This is a genomic window from Martelella sp. K41-7 (genome assembly GCF_055808365.1).
Map to the genome: position 1 here is coordinate 1,237,038 of NZ_CM147867.1, position 17,751 is coordinate 1,254,788.

Annotated in this window: 18 protein-coding genes and 2 pseudogenes; 16 read left to right on the plus strand and 4 right to left on the minus strand. The window is 57.9% G+C overall.

Annotation, left to right across the window (positions count from 1 at the left end):
- The first annotated feature begins 24 nt into the window (after window positions 1-24).
- The 4 genes from AC0L7L_RS05920 (at window position 25) to AC0L7L_RS05935 (ending at window position 2,471) form a co-directional block, all read left to right on the plus strand.
- Window positions 25-861, plus strand: coding sequence for a DUF4432 family protein (locus AC0L7L_RS05920; RefSeq protein WP_473512687.1), 837 nt, complete (start codon window positions 25-27; stop codon window positions 859-861).
- A 66-nt stretch (window positions 862-927) separates the two neighbouring features.
- A complete protein-coding gene (locus tag AC0L7L_RS05925; RefSeq protein ID WP_272210825.1) occupies window positions 928-1,266 on the plus strand; it encodes a protein tyrosine phosphatase family protein in 339 nt (112 codons plus the stop codon).
- A 37-nt stretch (window positions 1,267-1,303) separates the two neighbouring features.
- Window positions 1,304-1,648, plus strand: a complete 345-nt coding sequence (locus AC0L7L_RS05930; protein WP_334312890.1) for a RidA family protein — start codon at window positions 1,304-1,306, stop codon at window positions 1,646-1,648.
- 118 nt (window positions 1,649-1,766) lie between these two features.
- The gene (locus AC0L7L_RS05935; RefSeq protein ID WP_473512694.1) at window positions 1,767-2,471 is read left to right on the plus strand and encodes a ribonuclease T2 family protein; all 705 of its coding nucleotides are present in this window, start codon (window positions 1,767-1,769) and stop codon (window positions 2,469-2,471) included.
- Between the two features lie 6 nt (window positions 2,472-2,477).
- On the opposite strand, the gene AC0L7L_RS05940 is transcribed toward AC0L7L_RS05935, so the two are convergent.
- The gene (locus AC0L7L_RS05940) at window positions 2,478-2,804 is read right to left on the minus strand and encodes a BON domain-containing protein (RefSeq protein WP_473512696.1); all 327 of its coding nucleotides are present in this window, start codon (window positions 2,802-2,804) and stop codon (window positions 2,478-2,480) included.
- Between the two features lie 211 nt (window positions 2,805-3,015).
- Between AC0L7L_RS05940 and ettA the strand changes: the two genes are divergently transcribed.
- On the plus strand, window positions 3,016-4,665 hold the full coding sequence (ettA, locus tag AC0L7L_RS05945) for an energy-dependent translational throttle protein EttA (protein WP_473512699.1): 1,650 nt from the start codon (window positions 3,016-3,018) through the stop codon (window positions 4,663-4,665).
- Window positions 4,666-4,727: 62 nt separating this feature from the next.
- Here the strand turns inward: ettA and AC0L7L_RS05950 are convergent.
- A pseudogene (locus AC0L7L_RS05950) lies at window positions 4,728-6,790 on the minus strand (lytic transglycosylase domain-containing protein).
- 208 nt (window positions 6,791-6,998) lie between these two features.
- On the opposite strand from AC0L7L_RS05950, the gene dapA reads away from it, so the two are divergent.
- Window positions 6,999-7,880 (plus strand): 4-hydroxy-tetrahydrodipicolinate synthase, encoded by an 882-nt coding sequence (dapA, locus tag AC0L7L_RS05955; RefSeq protein ID WP_272210832.1) that lies wholly within the window; start codon window positions 6,999-7,001, stop codon window positions 7,878-7,880.
- Between the two features lie 35 nt (window positions 7,881-7,915).
- Window positions 7,916-8,395 carry an SsrA-binding protein SmpB gene (smpB, locus tag AC0L7L_RS05960; RefSeq protein ID WP_272210833.1) on the plus strand — a complete coding sequence of 160 codons (480 nt, stop codon included), beginning with the start codon at window positions 7,916-7,918 and terminating at the stop codon, window positions 8,393-8,395.
- A 97-nt stretch (window positions 8,396-8,492) separates the two neighbouring features.
- On the opposite strand, the gene AC0L7L_RS05965 is transcribed toward smpB, so the two are convergent.
- On the minus strand, window positions 8,493-9,071 hold the full coding sequence (locus AC0L7L_RS05965) for a LabA-like NYN domain-containing protein (RefSeq protein WP_272210834.1): 579 nt from the start codon (window positions 9,069-9,071) through the stop codon (window positions 8,493-8,495).
- Between the two features lie 303 nt (window positions 9,072-9,374).
- Between AC0L7L_RS05965 and rpoZ the strand changes: the two are divergent.
- The 9 genes and pseudogenes from rpoZ (at window position 9,375) to recO (ending at window position 16,882) form a co-directional block, all read left to right on the plus strand.
- Window positions 9,375-9,780 (plus strand): annotated as a pseudogene (rpoZ, locus tag AC0L7L_RS05970) (DNA-directed RNA polymerase subunit omega).
- A 111-nt stretch (window positions 9,781-9,891) separates the two neighbouring features.
- Window positions 9,892-12,096: a RelA/SpoT family protein gene (locus AC0L7L_RS05975; RefSeq protein WP_473512701.1), complete on the plus strand. Its 2,205-nt coding sequence runs from the start codon at window positions 9,892-9,894 to the stop codon at window positions 12,094-12,096.
- Window positions 12,097-12,201: 105 nt separating this feature from the next.
- On the plus strand, window positions 12,202-12,363 hold the full coding sequence (locus tag AC0L7L_RS05980) for a hypothetical protein (RefSeq protein ID WP_473512705.1): 162 nt from the start codon (window positions 12,202-12,204) through the stop codon (window positions 12,361-12,363).
- 177 nt (window positions 12,364-12,540) lie between these two features.
- Complete coding sequence (locus AC0L7L_RS05985; RefSeq protein ID WP_473512708.1) at window positions 12,541-13,167, plus strand: DUF2062 domain-containing protein; 627 nt, start codon at window positions 12,541-12,543, stop codon at window positions 13,165-13,167.
- Window positions 13,145-13,537, plus strand: a complete 393-nt coding sequence (acpS, locus tag AC0L7L_RS05990) for a holo-ACP synthase (RefSeq protein ID WP_272210838.1) — start codon at window positions 13,145-13,147, stop codon at window positions 13,535-13,537. The genes AC0L7L_RS05985 and acpS overlap by 23 nt, the downstream gene beginning before the upstream one ends.
- A 96-nt stretch (window positions 13,538-13,633) precedes the next feature.
- The gene (gene lepB / locus AC0L7L_RS05995) at window positions 13,634-14,380 is read left to right on the plus strand and encodes a signal peptidase I (protein WP_272210839.1); all 747 of its coding nucleotides are present in this window, start codon (window positions 13,634-13,636) and stop codon (window positions 14,378-14,380) included.
- Window positions 14,381-15,088, plus strand: coding sequence for a ribonuclease III (gene rnc, locus AC0L7L_RS06000; RefSeq protein ID WP_272210840.1), 708 nt, complete (start codon window positions 14,381-14,383; stop codon window positions 15,086-15,088).
- Window positions 15,089-15,189: 101 nt separating this feature from the next.
- Window positions 15,190-16,119, plus strand: coding sequence for a GTPase Era (gene era, locus AC0L7L_RS06005; protein WP_272210841.1), 930 nt, complete (start codon window positions 15,190-15,192; stop codon window positions 16,117-16,119).
- 19 nt (window positions 16,120-16,138) lie between these two features.
- Window positions 16,139-16,882, plus strand: a complete 744-nt coding sequence (recO, locus tag AC0L7L_RS06010; protein ID WP_272210842.1) for a DNA repair protein RecO — start codon at window positions 16,139-16,141, stop codon at window positions 16,880-16,882.
- 10 nt (window positions 16,883-16,892) lie between these two features.
- Here recO and AC0L7L_RS06015 read toward each other — a convergent pair whose 3' ends face one another.
- The gene (locus tag AC0L7L_RS06015; protein WP_272210843.1) at window positions 16,893-17,741 is read right to left on the minus strand and encodes an MOSC domain-containing protein; all 849 of its coding nucleotides are present in this window, start codon (window positions 17,739-17,741) and stop codon (window positions 16,893-16,895) included.
- Window positions 17,742-17,751 lie beyond the last annotated feature (10 nt).

Consider the following 17,751-nt stretch of genomic DNA (forward strand, 5'->3'; position numbering starts at 1 on the left):
CTACCAGCAGACTTGGTTAAAAAGATGATCGAATTTGCCGCCAGCAATGGCCCACGTATTTTTCTTGATCCGACCTCGGTCATGGATATTGCCGGCTGCGTTGTCGCCGGTGTGGACATTGCGCCGAAACGCGCGATCCCCGACGACGGCGATGCCCGGATCGACCATTCGCTTGAAGGATTTCTGTTCACTTGCGGGCCCGATCACATCCGTCACCCGGAGCCGATCGAGGGCGAGGAAAGCCGTTTTTTTCCGCTGCATGGCTCTGCGTCCGGCAATGCTGCGGTGGTGAAATCGCTCGAGGTGAGCGATTCAGGAGCGGAATGCGTCTGCCATATCCCTGTCAAAACGGCCAATGGCGGCGACATGCTGATTGCGCGTGTGTGGATGCTGGATGGTGGAACCGGTGTACTTGAACTGACTGACACCGTGATCAACAAATCGGAAATGCCGCTGCCGGCGATGATGATGTATCATATCAATTTCGGCGCGAAACATCTCGATGACGGCGTGCAACTCACAAGCGAGTCATTACCTGAGAAAGCGCTGCCCTGGCGTTTCGGTGAGGGTGAGCATGGAATTTTCTGTGTGCCCGCCATTGCCGGCGACGACGGCTGGTCGGGAATACGTTTCGGCCCTTTCGAAGCGCTCGGCGGGCTTTCGTTCAATCTCGAGATCGATACGGCAACGCTGCCGTTTCTTCAGATCTGGCGAAATCAGGAAGCACCAGCCCATATCGTCGGCATTGAACCGGCCTCGCACCGCTGGACGAGCCGCAGAAAGCTTGCCGAAGACGGTGAGCTGACACTGCTTGCGCCAGGACAATCGCGGCAATTCAGATTGCGTATCCATTTTTCATGAGCGTCACGGCCCTTGCATTGTCGGACTGCTCGCTTACTTTCCTGCCAAAGCGCAAGGAGAACCGGAATGAACATCCGACCTATCGATGATTTTTATGCCGTGAGCGAACAGATCATGCCGGAAGACATCGCCGACATCAAGGCACAGGGCTTCAAGTCCATCGTCTGCCATCGGCCCGACGATGAAGAGGCCGGTCAGCCTGCCTTTGCCGAAATTGCTGCTGCCGCTGAAAAGCAAGGCCTTTATGTTGCCCATGTGCCTGTTGGCGGCATGGGGCTGACACCGGATGCCGTGACCGGCATGGTTGATGCGCTGGACGATCTCGAAAAGCCGGTGCTTGGCTATTGTCGTTCTGGTGCCCGTTCAACCCGGATCTATGAAGAGGCAAAGCGCCTCCGGGGTTGAGATTGTTTTGATGAAGAAGATTAGAAAGAACCAGTAAATGACTGTAAAACGTATTGAAGTTGGACCGCTAATGACCGGTGCCGTCGTCCATGGCAACACCGTCTACCTTTCCGGCCAGACCGGAGCGGGAGCAACCGTGACCGAGCAGGCCAAGGATTGCCTAGCCAAGGTCGATGCGCTTCTGGCTGCTGCCGGCAGTGACAAGTCGAAGCTTTTGCAGACCCTGATTTATCTGAAGGATATGTGTGATTTTGCCGAAATGAACGCCGTCTGGAAGGACTGGGTCGATCCCGCTAATCCGCCGGCGCGCGCCACCAGCCAGGCTGAGCTCGCCAAGCCGGAAATCCTGGTTGAGTTCACGGTCGTGGCCGCCCTCGACTGATTGCAGGCGTTTGATATGATCAGGCGGCCTCCGGCGAAGATCTCGCGGAGGCCGTTTGTGTTGGGAGGGCATATTGGGGAAGCCTGTGGCGTCGGTACGCGTCTGGAAGCGTGCAATTATGGTGCTTGCTTTTCTGATCGTCGGCGTTTCGGCGACACCGGCGCTTGCGGGCAGGACTGAAGCATTGCTGGCGGTCAGCTGGCAGCCGGCCTTCTGCGAGGGACGCCCGGAAAAACCCGAATGCCGCCGCCAGACAGAAGACCGCCTCGACGCCAGCCGCTTTTCGCTGCATGGATTGTGGCCCATGGTCGATAATTATTGCGGTGTGGGTGGCAGGCTGCGCGCGATGGACAAAGCAGGAGACTGGCTGGAGCTTCCCGCTCTTGACCTTGATCCCGACACCCGCGCTGCGCTCAAAGAGGTGATGCCCGGCACGCAGTCGGGGCTTCATCGCCATGAATGGATCAAACACGGCACCTGCAGTACCATGACTGCGGAGATTTATTATGTCCGCTCTGTTTCGCTGATGCAGGATCTGAACCGCTCCGTCGTCGCCGATTTGTTTGCCGAAAATATCGGTGGTTATCTTTCTGCAGATGACATTGCTGCCGCTTTTGACGATGCGTTCGGAAGGGGGGCGTCCGGTCGTGTGAAAATGAAGTGTCGGCGGGAGGACGATGGCAGAAATCTTATTACCGAACTGACGATCGGCCTCGGCGCCCACTATCAGCGCGACAGTCCGCTTACCGCACTTATCCAGTCGGCAGGCAGCACCTCGTTTGGCTGCGGGGGCGGTATCGTCGACCCCGCAGGGATCGACTGAGAGCGGTCAGAGCGTGCGCGTCTGGGCGCGGGCATCTGCTTCCTTACCCTTGCTCTGGATCAAGCGTTCACGCGGCTTTACGGCGTTGCGCACGCGGTTGATGCCTTCTACGCCGAGCGCAATATTGCCAGCGGTGGTAATCTCTTCGCGGAGGTAGACATCGCCCATCAGCCGGGCTTCGTCGCCGTCCACAGCGACCTGCACTTCGGTTGCGTCCACAAGACCGGAAGCGGCCAGTTCGGTGGCTATGGCGTCTTCCTTGCGGGCGCTTTCCTTCCACGCTTCGGTGTTTTCCACTGGTGTGCCGAAGAAGGCTGCTTTTTTATGTACCATGGTTGCGTCCTTTCCTCTTCTTGTTTTCTGATTTTCGACTGTCAGCAAAACGTATGGCGGCGGCGATTGTTCAATCTTTGGCGTGATCGCGACCCTCTCAAGGCAGGGACGAGAACCGTCAATTATCGGCGGGTGCATTGTGAAAGTGCTGTGTTTCGCCTAAATAGCGGCCAAGACACGACAAGCATTTCAAATCAGGATTATTCGGCATATGGCACGTCAGTTCATTTATCACATGGCAGGCCTCAACAAGGCTTACGGCAACAAGAAGGTTCTCGAGGACGTACATCTGTCGTTCTATCCGGATGCCAAGATCGGCATTCTCGGTCCGAACGGCGCAGGTAAGTCGACGGTGCTGAAGATCATGGCCGGTCTCGACAAGGAGTGGACCGGCGATGCCTGGCTCGCCGATGGCGCCACACTTGGTTACCTGGCGCAGGAACCGAAGCTCGATTCCGAGAAGACCGTGTTCGAAAACGTGATGGAAGGCGTCGCCCACAAGAAGGCGATCGTCGACCGCTACAACGAATTGATGATGAACTATTCCGACGAAACGGCGGATGAGGGCGCCCGGCTGCAGGACGAGATCGACGCGCAGAACCTCTGGGATCTGGAAAACCAGGTCGAGATGGCGATGGACGCGCTGCGCTGCCCGCCGGGCGACTCGGGCGTCGACACCCTGTCCGGCGGTGAGCGCCGCCGCGTGGCGCTGTGCCAGCTTCTGCTGCGCCAGCCAGACCTGCTGCTGCTCGACGAGCCGACCAACCATCTCGATGCGGAAACCATCGGTTGGCTCGAAAAGCATCTGCGCGAATATCCGGGCGCCATCCTGATGGTCACCCATGACCGCTACTTCCTCGACAATGTGACGGGCTGGATCCTCGAGCTCGACCGGGGCCGCGGCATTCCCTACGAAGGCAATTACTCGGCCTATCTGCAGGCCAAGGCCAAGCGCATGGCCCAGGAGGCCCGCGAAGACGGCAGCCGCCAGAAAGCGCTGTCGCGCGAACAGGAATGGATTGCCTCCAGTCCGAAGGCCCGTCAGGCCAAGTCCAAGGCCCGTATCCGCGCCTATGACAAACTGGTGGATGCCGCCGAAAACCGCCGTCCCAGTGATGCGCAGATCGTCATTCCGGTTGGCGAGCGTCTCGGCAATGTCGTGATCGAGGCCGAAAACCTGTCTAAGTCATTCGACGGCCGCGTTTTGTTCGAAGACCTGACCTTCAAGCTGCCGCCCGGCGGCATTGTCGGCGTCATCGGGCCGAACGGCGCAGGTAAATCGACGCTGTTCAAGCTGATTACCGGTCAGGAGACGCCTGACGCCGGCGATATCCGAATCGGTGACACCGTCGATCTCGGCTATGTCGACCAGAGCCGCGATTCGCTGCATGGCGACAAGAATGTCTGGGAAGAGATTTCCGATGGCAATGACATCCTCAAGCTCGGCAAGTTCGAGATGAATTCGCGTGCCTATTGCGGCGCCTTCAACTTCAAGGGCGGCGACCAGCAGCAGAAGGTCGGAAACCTGTCCGGCGGCCAGCGCAACCGCGTTCATCTGGCCAAGATGCTGAAGTCCGGCAGCAACGTTCTGCTGCTTGACGAACCGACCAACGATCTTGACACCGAGACGCTGGGTGCGCTGGAAGACGCGCTGGAAGCCTTCGCCGGCTGCGCCGTGATCATCAGCCATGACCGCATGTTCCTCGACCGTCTGGCAACCCATATTCTCGCCTTCGAAGGCGACAGCCACGTGGAGTGGTTCGAGGGTAACTTCGAGGACTATGAAGCCGACAAGATCCGGCGCCTCGGCCCGGAAAGCGTCAACCCGAGCCGGGTGTCGTACAAGCGGCTGACGCGTTAATTTCTCACCGGTCGTCTGAATTTAAAAAGCCGGAGGCGTCGCCTCCGGCTTTTTTTGTGCCCTCACGCCCGTCCGTAAATCAGATCGCGGGCGATATCGGTCGGCTGGCCGAGGCGGGCCTTGTAGATTTCGTAGTTTTCCATGATACGCTGGACGTAGTTGCGCGTCTCCGGATAGGGGATCGACTCGATCCAGTCGATCACGAAATCGAGGTTTTTGCCGCGCGGATCGCCGAAACGTTCAATCCATTGAGGCACGCGGGCGGGGCCGGCATTATAGGCGACGAAGGTCAGGATATAGGAGCCGCCGAACCGGTCGATCTGTTCGCCAAGATAATGGGCGCCGAGCGTCGCGTTATAGGCCGGATCGGTCGTGAGGCGGCTTGCGGAATAGGAGAGGCCATGACGACTTGCCACGCGCTGTGCCGTTGTCGGCAGAAGCTGCAGAAGGCCGCGGGCATCGGCTGGTGAGACGGCGCCGGGGTTGAAGGCGCTTTCCTGCCGCGCGATTGCATAGGCGAGAGCCATACCCGAACCGGAGATATTGGCGTCGGTCGGGATCACGCCGATCGGGAAGGCAAGGGCTGCGACGTCGATCCCGCGTCCATAGGCGATCTTTCCAATCTGCAGCGAAAGCGAGTGGGTGCGATCCTGTTCGGCCTGATAGGCGAGGATGGCAAGCTCGCCGGGGCTTGTCAGTTCGTCTGCCAGTGCAAGGTATAGCCTGTCCGCGCGCCAGCCATGACCAACCGACTGCAGCCTGTTGATAGCCTGAACGGCTGGGTTCTTCTGGAAATTGGCGCGATCAGCGGGGGTCGGGCTCGGATAGTTGACATTGAACTGGGTCTGGCCAAGTTTTTGCAGGGCAAGCTGACCGTAAAATGTGGTGGGGAACTGACCGGCTCTGCGGTAGAAATCACGCGCATTGCCGGGCCCTCCGGCCTCTGCAGCACGGCCCTGCCAGTAATACGAACGCGAAGACGAGATCGGAGTCGGCGAAATCTTCACGATATCGGCGAAGTGGCCGGAGGCCGTGCGACCGTCATTGAGGCCGCGCAATGCGATCCAGCCAGAGTGGAACGCGGCATCCAACCGGTCCAGCCGGCCGTCGGGCATGGCGGTGGACACGAGCTGATAGGCTTGGCGCGGATTGCCTTCCTCATAGAAATGGCGGCCGACGATACGGCTTTCATCCCACCACTGGTCGGGATTGACCAGAGCGGCCTGATTGCGTGGCGTCTTCTTCAAGAGCGCTGCTGCCGTGTCGAAACGGTCTTTCTGTCGGGCGTTACGGATCTGGATATAGAGAAAGCCCGGATCGCTGCGCCAAGAAGAATGCACGGCGTTGATCAGGCTGTCGGTATTGGACTGCCGTCGGATGACGGCGGCCCAGGCGTTATAGTATGACTGGGCATTGCCGAGTTGGGAAAAGCGCTTTGCCTGCGTCGCGCGGTCGCGGTAGAGCAGATAGACCATGCGCTGTTTGTGATCCTCCTGCGTGAAGATCGAGCCGAAGGCATTCAGGAACTGGTTTTCGGTCGCTGTATCGAGCGCCCATCCGGTCCACGCGCGGGCAGCGATATCGTGCGCCTTTTTTCGTTGGCCGGTCGCAAGCAGCGATTTGCCGAGCAACAGCGTGCCCTCGGAGGTGACAGGCAGTGTGTTCCCAAATGCCGCTACAACAGCGCCGGGTGCTGGATTTTCGTCGGCATAGGCGCGTTCGGAGTTCGCCCTCAGTGACGACAGGCCCGGCCAGCCGCGCAGCTCCTGCTGAGCTTCGGCGATTTCAGAGGAGGGGACGCCCTTGTCGCCGGAAAGCGCTATGGCCCAGCTCATGATCTGGTGATCGAGCGAGCCTTCAGGAAGACGGTTCCGGTCCCGAAGCGCTGTAGAAACGTCGCTTCCTTTGAGCGCATCCAGCCCATGTTTCAGGACCGAGCTCGATGCCGGGTTTGCCACCGGCTGATTGATGGCGCCGGTCACCTCCAGGGAGGGGCGCTTGGAGCGCGATCAGGCCTTGCATAGGGAATTGGTGCGACGGAGGGAAACTCCTGCGCGGTGGCAACCGCGAAGTTTGTCACGGCCACGGAAGTGGCGAGCGAAAGCATCAACAGGGTTTTCTTCATTCGAGCGTCCCGGGGGTCGAATTCAACAGCACCTGATATCTTCGGTCTTCACAGTTAAAATCGGCTTAACTCTGACGAATTTCAAGGCAGGCTGAAGACCCACCATTCCCGAACGCAATGCTTGCAGTGCCCCATGTCCGGCATTATGGTGCGCTCGATTTTGAAACAGGAATGCGGCTTTAAAAAGAAGGCTGCCAGGAGAAACTGCATGTTCAAGGGGTCCATGCCCGCCCTTGTCACCCCTTTCACACCGAATGGTGCGTTGGACGAGGCGGGGTTTGTCGATCACGTTAACTGGATGATCGAGGCGGGCAGCCATGGGGTTGTTCCGGTCGGGACCACTGGCGAATCGCCGACGCTGAGCCATGACGAGCATCGCCGCATTGTTGATCTTTGCGTTGAGGCTGCGGCCAAGCGTGTTCCCGTCATTGCCGGTGCAGGCTCGAACAACACCCGTGAGGCGGTCGAACTCGCGCAACATGCCGAAACTGCCGGCGCGGATGCGGTTCTGGTGGTGACCCCTTATTACAACAAGCCGACCCAGAAGGGGCTTTACGCCCACTTCTCTGCGATTGCTGAAGCCACTGCGCTGCCGATCATTATCTACAATATTCCGCCGCGCTCGGTTATCGATATGTTGCCGGAGACGATGGGGCAACTTGCCAGGGTGCACGCCAACATTGTCGGCGTGAAGGATGCAACGGGCAAGATCGAGCGTGTTTCTGAACAGCGGATTTCTTGCGGAGAGGATTTTATCCAGATTTCGGGTGAGGATGCGACGGCGCTCGGCTTTGTTGCGCATGGCGGCGTTGGCTGCATTTCTGTCACCGCCAATGTGGCGCCGAAGCTCTGTTCCGAGTTCCAGTCGGCGCTTCTCAGGGGCGATTTCAAAACCGCGCTTTCCTATCAGGATCAGCTTATGCCGTTGCACAAGGCGCTGTTTCTTGAACCCGGCGTCAGTGGCACTAAATATGCATTGAAGAAGATCGGCCGGATGAATGATGCGGTACGTTTGCCACTGCTCGGCGTTGAGGACAGAACGGCAGAAGCCATTGATGCCGCATTGCGGTATGCTGGCCTGATCGCCTAGGTGCAGAAGCGCCGCCCAAAGAACGGAAAAAGACCATGGCTCCGAAAGGCAGCAAGGGCGGCACATTCAAGTCCGTCGCCGAAAACCGCAAGGCGCGGTTTAATTACGAAATACTCGATACGTTCGAGGCTGGCTTGGTTCTGACCGGAACCGAGGTGAAATCCTTGCGTGAGGGCAAGGCCAATATCGCCGAATCATATGCCTCTGACGAAGACGGCGAGATGTGGCTGATCAATTCCTATGTGCCTGAATACCTTCAGGGCAATCGCTTCAATCACGAGCCGCGCCGTCGCCGCAAACTGCTGCTTGGCCGCCGCGAGATCAACCGGCTGCGTTCCGCCGTGAACCGCGAAGGCATGACGCTGATCCCACTGAAGCTCTACTTCAATGACCGGGGTCTTGCCAAGCTGCAGATGGCTTTGGGTAAGGGCAAGAAGGCGCACGACAAGCGCGAGACGGTAAAGAAGCGCGACTGGAATCGTGAAAAGGGAAGATTGTTAAAGCAGCTTGGATGATCTCAGGTTCATCCAGAGAGTGTCGTTTTTCGCGGTGTTTGATGGCGCTGTCATTGAAGCGGCTCCTGAGCGACGCCACGAATGGCCGGGACTTCGTTTAGTCGTCGAAGTCCGCGGAAACGGGGTCGGCTACACGTTGCGGGCGCTCGGACGGCTCGCGACCGACTTCCGATCTCAGCGATGCGAGATCAATGAAATGGTCGGCCTGGCGGCGCAGGTCATCGGCGATCATCGGTGGCTGGGTTGACATCGTTGAGACAACGGAAACCTTGCGCCCCTTGCGCTGCAGCGCTTCAACAAGTGTGGTGAAGTCGCCATCGCCGGAAAAGATGACCAGGTGGTCGACTGTGGAGGCTTGCTCCATAGCGTCGATTGCCAGCTCGATATCCATATTGCCCTTGATTTTCCGGCGTCCCATGGAATCAGTAAATTCCTTGGCGGGCTTGGTGACGACTTTGTAGCCATTATAGTCCAGCCAGTCGATCAGCGGGCGGATCGAAGAGTATTCCTGGTCTTCGATCAATGCGGTATAGTAATAAGCACGCAGGAGGTAAGCCTTGTTGTTGAAGGCTTTTAGCAGCTTACGATAGTCTATGTCAAAACCGAGGCTTTTCGAGGCGGCATACAAGTTTGCCCCATCGATAAATAGTGCGATTTTTTCGCGCGGATCAAACATTAAGAAAATAGCCTTTCAATAAAGCCGGAAAAATCATTTGCCGATCGGGCCTGAATGTGAGGGCTTCGGCTAACATCCCATCAAATTAACAATTGCTGCTACCTGCCATTTTCCATGGTAGCCATGTTGGCAGCGATTTAATCACTGTATCGAATTTATTCAACCCATAGTAAGGGTCTGGGCTCAGTCGATCGGCATTCGAATGTAAATTCATTCGCCGCCGCTTGCAATTGCGCTCTTGAATTCCAATTTATGAATCTCTATGAGAGAAATTTCCAAAGAAATCACCTAAAAGGACAGTCAATGGCACGTGTGACAGTTGAAGACTGTATCGACAAAGTCGACAACCGGTTCGATCTTGTACTGCTCGCCGGACATCGTGCGCGTCTCATCTCCCAGGGCGCATCGATTACTGTCGATCGCGACAATGACAAGAATCCTGTTGTCGCACTGCGTGAGATCGCTGACGAAACACTCTCGCCCGACGACCTCAAGGAAGACCTGATTCACTCCCTGCAGCGTCATGTCGAAGTGGATGAGCCGGAGGCGGATTCTGACACAGAGCGCGTCTTCCGATGACAATGTCAACGAAGAAACAGCAGACCGTCCCGATCAACCGGAAGCTATTCCTTTCGACCAGATGTCGGAAGAAGAACTGCGTGCCGGCATCGAAGGGCTGGTTCCGCCGGAGAAGGGCGACGATTACTGATCGTCTGCGCTGCGGGGTGCTTGATCCCCGCAACGCGTTTCCCTTCCTACTTCTGTCAGAACGGGCTGCGCCTGACCCGTATTACGCCCGATCGGGCCTGGTTTTTCAGCCATGATGCGGCAATACGAACTTGTTGAGCGGGTACAGAAATACAAGCCTGACGCCGACATTGCGTTGCTCAACAAGGCCTATGTCTACGCCATGCAGAAACATGGCCGGCAGAAGCGCGCCAGCGGCGATCCCTATATCTCGCATCCGCTCGAAGTCGCCGCGATCCTGACCGATCTACACATGGACGAGTCCACGATTGCTGTTGCGCTCCTGCACGACACAATCGAGGATACGTCCGCTACGCGTGCTGATATCGACGCGTTTTTCGGCGAGGAGATCGGCGCGCTCGTTGAGGGGCTGACCAAGATCAAGCGGCTTGACCTGGTTTCGCGCAAAGCCCAGCAGGCCGAAAATCTTCGCAAGCTATTGCTTTCGGTTGCCGATGATGTGCGGGTGCTGCTGGTCAAGCTTGCCGACCGCCTGCACAACATGCGCACACTCTATTACATGCGCCCCGACAAACGCCGTCGGATTTCCGAGGAAACGATGGAAATCTACGCGCCGCTGGCTGGTCGCATGGGCATGCAGGATATGCGCGAGGAACTGGAGGAGCTGTCGTTCCAGTACGTCAATCCCGATGCCTACCAGACCATCAAGGGGAAGCTTCAGGATCTTTCCGGTCAGAATGAAGCCCTGGTGAAGAGCGTTGAGGATGAACTGATGGCGCTGCTGTTGGAGCAGGGCCTTGAAGACGTCAAGGTCAAGGGACGTCAGAAGAAGCCATTCTCGATCTTCAACAAGATGCAGTCGAAATCGCTTTCCTTCGAGCAGATGTCGGATCTCTATGGTTTTCGCATCATCGTCGACGAAGTCGAGACTTGCTACCGCGCGCTTGGTCTGGTGCACACCACATGGCGCATGGTGCCGGAGCGGTTCAAGGACTATATCTCGAACCCCAAACAGAATGGCTACCAGTCGCTGCACACCACAATTGTTGGGCCTATGCGTCAGCGGATCGAGCTACAGATCCGCACCAGGCACATGCACGAAGTTGCGGAATACGGCATCGCCGCCCACGCGCTCTACAAGGATGGCCGCTCCGTGAAGGGGCAGGCCGAAGATGAGGAGACAAGCGTTTTCTCTTGGTTCCGCAAGACCATCGAAGCGTTGGCCGAAGGCGACAGTCCCGAGGAATTTCTAGAACATACCAAGCTGGAGCTTTTCCAGGATCAGGTGTTCTGCTTTACGCCGAAAGGCAAGCTGATCGCGCTGCCGAAAGATGCCACGCCGATCGATTTTGCCTATGCGGTGCACACCAATGTTGGCGACACGTGCGTCGGCGCCAAGGTCAACGGCCGGATGATGCCGCTCGTGACCCGGCTCAACAATGGCGATGAGGTGGAAATCATCCGCTCAGGCGTCCAGGTTCCGCCACCGGCCTGGGAAGGGATCGTGGTTACCGGCAAGGCCCGTGCGGCGATACGCCGGGCAACGCGGGTGGCAATTCGCAAACAGTATAGCGGGCTCGGTTACCGTATTCTGGAGCGCACCTTTGCGCGTTCTGGCAAGACATTTTCGCGGGAGGTGCTGGCAACCGTGCTGCACCGGTTCGGCCAGAGTGATGTCGAGGATGTAATCGCCGCGGTCGGGCGCAACGAAATGTCGTCAACCGACGTGCTGCGGGCTGTCTTCCCCGACCACAAGGATGAGCGTGTCACCATCAAGCCCAGCAGCGAAGAAGGTTGGGTCAACCTGCCAAAAGGCGAGGGCATGGCATTCAAGCTTCCCGACGCAGCCGAGGGTGTAGACGCCGCCGGCCGTTTCCCGTTGCGCGGCCTCAACGCCGGTGCGACCGTGCGCTTTGCCCCGTCGGGTGCTGTTCCCGGAGACCGCATCGTCGGCATTGCCGGCGATGATGGCAGTATTACGGTCTATCCGATCCAGTCACCGGACCTGCAATATTTCGACGATGAGCCCGATCGCTGGATTGATATCCGCTGGGATATTGATTCGACCAACGACAAACGCTTTCGCGCTCGTGTCGGAGTGAGCGTGCTGAATGAACCCGGAACGCTTGCCCGGATCACTGAGACAATCGCCACACTCAGCGTCAACATTCGTTCGATCCAGATGAAAGTCGTGGCCGAAGACTTTGCCGAGGTCACCATGGATATGGAGGTCTGGGACCTGCGCCAGTTGACCCAGGCGCTGAACCAGCTCAAGGCGCTGGATTGTGTGGCCACGGTGAACCGCTTGTACGATTAGGCGAATTTCTGACCAAATTGGAACTTTCCTCGTTTTTGCCACGTCTTGCTGCTAGCGGTTCATGTCCCTCCAGGGACAAGGGAAACGAGGAAAGGTAGATATGAGATGTCGGATCGTCTGATGCGCTTCTTCAAGCGTTTTACCCGTCCTGAAGTTACCGAAAAAGAGGTCGATGGCGTCAGGCACGTGATCGAGAACATCGATCATAGTTTCGACCCCGGCCGCCCGAGGCCGGAGCGCCATTCCGATCGGCACGAGAAAGACTGACAGCTCAGGCCGGGATCGCTGTCGATATCCGGAGCGGGTGACGGGATGGGTATTGCTTATGGATCGCGCGTTGCTGCAAGCCACAGCGGCGTCTGCAAAACGCACTCTTTGCAATGTTTGTTGTTTTGACACGCTCCGGTCCCTTGCAATCACGCTGGCAGGTGTCAAAAGTAGGCGATGCTTTTTAAAAGACGTTCCAAGGCAAATTATTGGCAACGGTTCCGCGCCGCTATCTGGCCCCAAAAAGGGTTTTGGCGCGTACCGGTTTATCTTTATCACCGCACCGTTCGCCTCAGGGCGACCCCGCATGCTATAGCCATGGGCATTGCCGTCGGTGTTGCTGTTTCTTGGACGCCGTTCATCGGCGGTCATTTTCTTTCGGCTTTCTTTCTTGCCTTTCTGTTTGGCGGCAATTATGCCGCCGCCGCTCTCGGCACGGCCTTCGGCAATCCCTTGACCTTTCCTTTCATCTGGCTTTCGACCTGGCGGCTTGGTGACACTCTTCTTGGCCGCAACGCCACGGAGCGTGACCATATCGACCTTGTCGATCTCGTGCACCGGTTCGAACTATCGGACTTGTGGCGGCCGCTTCTGGAGCCGATGGCTGTGGGCGCCGTAATACCGGCGCTATTGAGCGGTGCGCTTTTTTACGGCCTGTCCTATTTTGCCGTACAGTCCTTTCAGCAGCGCCGCCAGGCGATGTTTGCCGAGCGCGGCGTCAAGCCGGACGATAAGAAGGTGTCAGCGGCCGAACTGCGTCCTTCCAACACGGAGAGAACAAATGATTGTCGGGCTGGGCAGTGACCTAATCGATATCAGGCGTGTCGAGAAAACCATCGAGCGTTTCGGCGAACGCTTCACCGGGCGTTGTTTTACAGATATAGAGCGGACCAAGTCAGATCGCCGCCGCAATCGTGCGGCATCTTATGCCAAGCGTTTTGCTGCCAAGGAGGCCTGCGCGAAGGCGCTTGGCACCGGTATTGCCCGGGGCGTCTTCTGGCGCGACATGGGGGTGGTCAACCTTCCGGGCGGCAAGCCGACGATGAAGCTAACCGGCGGTGCGGCCGACCAGCTTGCCCGCATGATCCCGGATGGTTGTGTTGCCCGTATTCATATCACGATCACCGATGACTATCCGCTTGCCCAGGCATTCGTGATCATCGAAGCGGTGTAGCTTCGGCATTTTCGCTTAAAATCATTGCCCGGGCGGGACGAAGGGGCTAAAGCTCAGGCAAATCGAAACGCTTGGGTGGAAGAAGGAAAGCACTGCGTGGCCGAAGAAGAAGAAAAGCAGGAAAGCTCGCTCTGGAGCAATGTGAAGGTTATTGTTCAGGCGCTGCTTCTGGCGCTCGTGATCAAGACATTTCTGTTCCAGCCCTTCACCATTCCCTCCGGGTCGATGATGCCGACGCTTCTGGTCGGCGACTATCTGTTCGTGAACAAGTTTTCCTACGGGTATTCGAGATACTCGCTGCCATTTTCGCCCAACCTGTTCGAGGGGCGGATTTTCGGCAGCGATCCCGATCGCGGCGACGTGGTTGTTTTCCGCTACCCGCCGGACCCGAGCATCGATTACATCAAGCGTGTTATCGGCCTGCCAGGTGATCGGATTCAGGTCAAAAACGACATTCTTTACCTGAATAACGAGCCGGTCTCGCGCACGGCCGACGGGACTTTTACCTCTGATTACGGCCGCGATCCAGGTAGGAATATTCCGGTTTTCCGTGAGACGCTCCCGGATGGCGTGAGCTACGACACACTCGACGAGATCCGCAATTCACCGGGCGACAACACCCGTGAATTCATCGTGCCGGAAGGCCACTATTTCATGATGGGCGACAACCGCGACAACTCGCTTGACAGTCGCTTCGACGTCGGCTTTGTGCCAGCCCAAAACCTCGTTGGCCGTGCCAGCCTGATTTTCTTCTCGCTCGGCAATGACACGTCTTTTGCTGAGATCTGGAAATGGCCATTCAATATGCGCTGGGACCGTCTGTTCAAGGTTATCGGTGGCTGAATGTCGGCGCTGGGTGCAAAACAAGATGAAGCCGGTAAGTTGGCGGCACTGATCGGCTTCGAATTTTCTGATCCTGAGCGGATAGCAAGGGCACTGACCCATTCGAGCGCTCGGAACGGCAAGGACGGCAATTACGAGCGTCTGGAATTTCTGGGCGACCGTGTGCTGGGATTGGTGATTGCCGAAAACCTGTTCAAATTGTTTCCGACAGCAAGCGAGGGTGAGCTTTCGGTCCGGCTCAACCAACTTGTCAGTGCAGAGGCCTGCGCACGTGTTGCAGACAATCTCGGCCTTCACCGTTTCATCAAGACCGGTCAGGACGTGAAGAAGCTGACGGGAAAACGCGTGCTCAGCATCCGGGCCGATGTGGTCGAAAGTGTGATCGCCGCGATCTACCTCGAAGGGGGATTGGAGCCCGCACGGCGCTTTGTTGAAACGCACTGGAAGCCGCTTTTCGCAGATGGTGTGACTCTCAGGCGGGATGCCAAGACCGAGTTGCAGGAATGGGCACATGCCAATCACGGCGAAACCCCAGCCTATCACGTTGAAGACCGTTCCGGTCCTGATCATGAGCCGTGTTTCACTGTGAAGGTGACGGTCAAGGGCGTTGCTCCTGAGATTGGAATTGACCGGTCGAAGCGCGCCGCCGAGCAGGTGGCTGCAACGAAGCTTCTGGAGCGTGAAGGTGTCTGGTCGCCCGGAAATTGATGTGAACGTGCTCATGCACTGGTTTTGAACGTCGTTGCAGAAGACTGAAATCAAATAGATTTTAACGGCCCGAGGTTACCTTTCGGCCGCAGGAGATACAAATGAGCGAGAGTGAATCTGCAGATAGCGCAGAGGCGGTTGCGACCCACTCCGGCTTCGTGGCACTGATCGGTCCGACAAATGCCGGCAAGTCGACGCTTTTGAACCGTCTCGTCGGCGCCAAGGTTTCGATCGTCAGCCACAAGGTGCAGACCACCCGTGCCACCATGCGTGGCATTGCAATCCATGATAACGCCCAGATCGTGTTCATGGATACACCCGGCATTTTCAAGCCACGCCGGCGGCTCGACCGGGCCATGGTCATGGCGGCCTGGAGCGGTGCGCGCGATGCAGACCTGATCATGCTGCTTGTCGATGCCGAGCGCGGGCTGAAGGGCGATGCCGAAGCCATTCTGACCGGTCTGAAAGAGGTCCGGCAGCCCAAAATTCTGGTTCTGAACAAGATCGACCGTGTGCGCCACGAGGATCTTCTGGCGCTGGCGTCTGCCGCCAATGAAGCGATCGGCTTTGATCAGACCTTCATGATTTCCGCGACCAATGGTTCCGGTTGTGACGACCTGATGGACTATCTGGCTAAGACCTTGCCGGAGGGGCCCTGGTATTATCCGGAAGACCAGATTTCGGACCTGCCAATGCGACAGCTCGCTGCCGAAATCACCCGTGAGAAGCTGTTCCTGCGGTTGCATCAGGAATTGCCCTATTCCTCGCATGTCGAGACCGAAAAATGGGAAGAGCGTAAGGACGGATCTGTTCGGATTGAGCAGGTGATCTATCTTGAGCGCGACAGCCAGAAGAAGATCGCGCTCGGCAAGAATGGCGATGCGATCAAGTCGATCTCCATGGCTGCGCGCAAGGAACTTGCCGAAATTCTGGGTCAGAAGGTTCACCTGTTTCTGTTCGTGAAAGTGCGCGAGAACTGGGGCGACGATCCGGAGCGCTATCGCGAGATGGGTCTCGATTATTCGAAGTAGCCAGGTTGGACGAGAACCGATGGAGTGGCAAGATGAAGGCATAGTTCTGGGCATGCGCCGCCACGGCGAAACCAGCGCGATTGCCGAGGTCATGACACTTGCCCATGGCCGCCATCTGGGGCTGGTGCGTGGCGGGCGTTCGCGCACGATGCGGCCCGTGCTGCAGCCCGGTAACCGGGTTTCGCTGACATGGCGGGCACGGCTTTCCGAACATCTCGGAGAATTCCGCGTTGAGCCTGTCAGCCAGCGTGCCGGGCTTTTGATGCAGTCGGCGGCAGCACTCCACGGCATGCGGGCTATGGCGGCGCTGCTGCGGCTGTTACCGGAGCGCGATCCGCATCGTCACCTTTGCGATGCTGTCGAGGTGATTATTGCGCATCTGGACGATCCCACCTCGGCGGGTGAGCTTTTCGTCCGGTTCGAACTCGCGCTTTTGAACGAACTTGGCTTTGGGCTCGATCTTGCGCGCTGTGCGGCCAACGGATCGGCGGTAGACCTCGTCTACGTCTCACCGAAATCGGGCAGGGCGGTTTCCAAAACGGCAGGAGCGCCCTATGCCGACCGCATGCTTGCGCTACCGGACTTTCTTCGGACGGATCTCAACGAGACCGCCGACCCTTCTGGTCTTGAAGCGGGCTTTCGTCTGACTGGTTTCTTTCTTGACCGCCATGTCTACGAGCCACGCGGGATTACGCCGGATAATGCCCGCGAGAGCTTCATCATCGCGACGCTGAAAGCACTTGAAAAGCAGCAGATGGCCTGAGGTGACCCGTTCACCGCCGCTTCTTCAGCGGCCAGTTTTCGTCCCTCATTCCGGTAATCTCCACAGTATCGCCGACGCTCAACAGGCCTTCGCCGCGCGGCACGGCGTTCCAGCCGAATAGCGGGCCGGGCACCCGTCGGTCCGCCGACATCCTGAGCCGTCCCATCGCCGGGATAGGGTTTGCGCCGTCGCGCGAACCGGTGGTCTGATCCTGCGTGGTCATGATGCAGCGGGCACAGGGTTTTACGAAATCGAGCCGGATACCGACGATTTCTATGCCGCTCCAGCCGTCCTCGGCCCAGGGCTCTTCGCAATCAAGCACGATATTTGGCCGGAAACGCTCCATGCCGACGGTTTCAGCACCGTGGGATGAAAGGTCGGCATTGAGGGCCGCCAGCGAACCGGTGGTCGTTACCAGAATCTGGAACCCGTCGGCAAAGGAAACCGGTGTCTCGGTTTCCACCCATTCCGTGCTGGCGATCCGGGCGGCATGCTGGTCGAAGAAGGCGAGGCGGACAGGCTGCCCAAGCCATTCGGACAGCTTTTCATTGACTGTTTCTGCCGCTCCGGCGGCATTGACGGTATCCTTCCAGACCGTGACGTTGAAGCGATCAGCACCTTGAGGCGTGGCGGCAATCGGCGCCTCGCCATCCATGTCCAGCACCAGCCCATCGTCGCGCAGTTGCGCAGAAAGTCTGGCGAGTGCGGGCAGTTCGCGCTGTGTGATGAACTGGCCCTTGGGGTCGGTGATCACCGCAATCCTGTCGCCCGCTAGGCCTGAAAGGCCGCATTGGCTTTCGGTGAGCGCGATGCCGCGTGCACTTTTCAACGGATAGATATTGAGGGCGGCGATTTTCATGTCGAGGCTT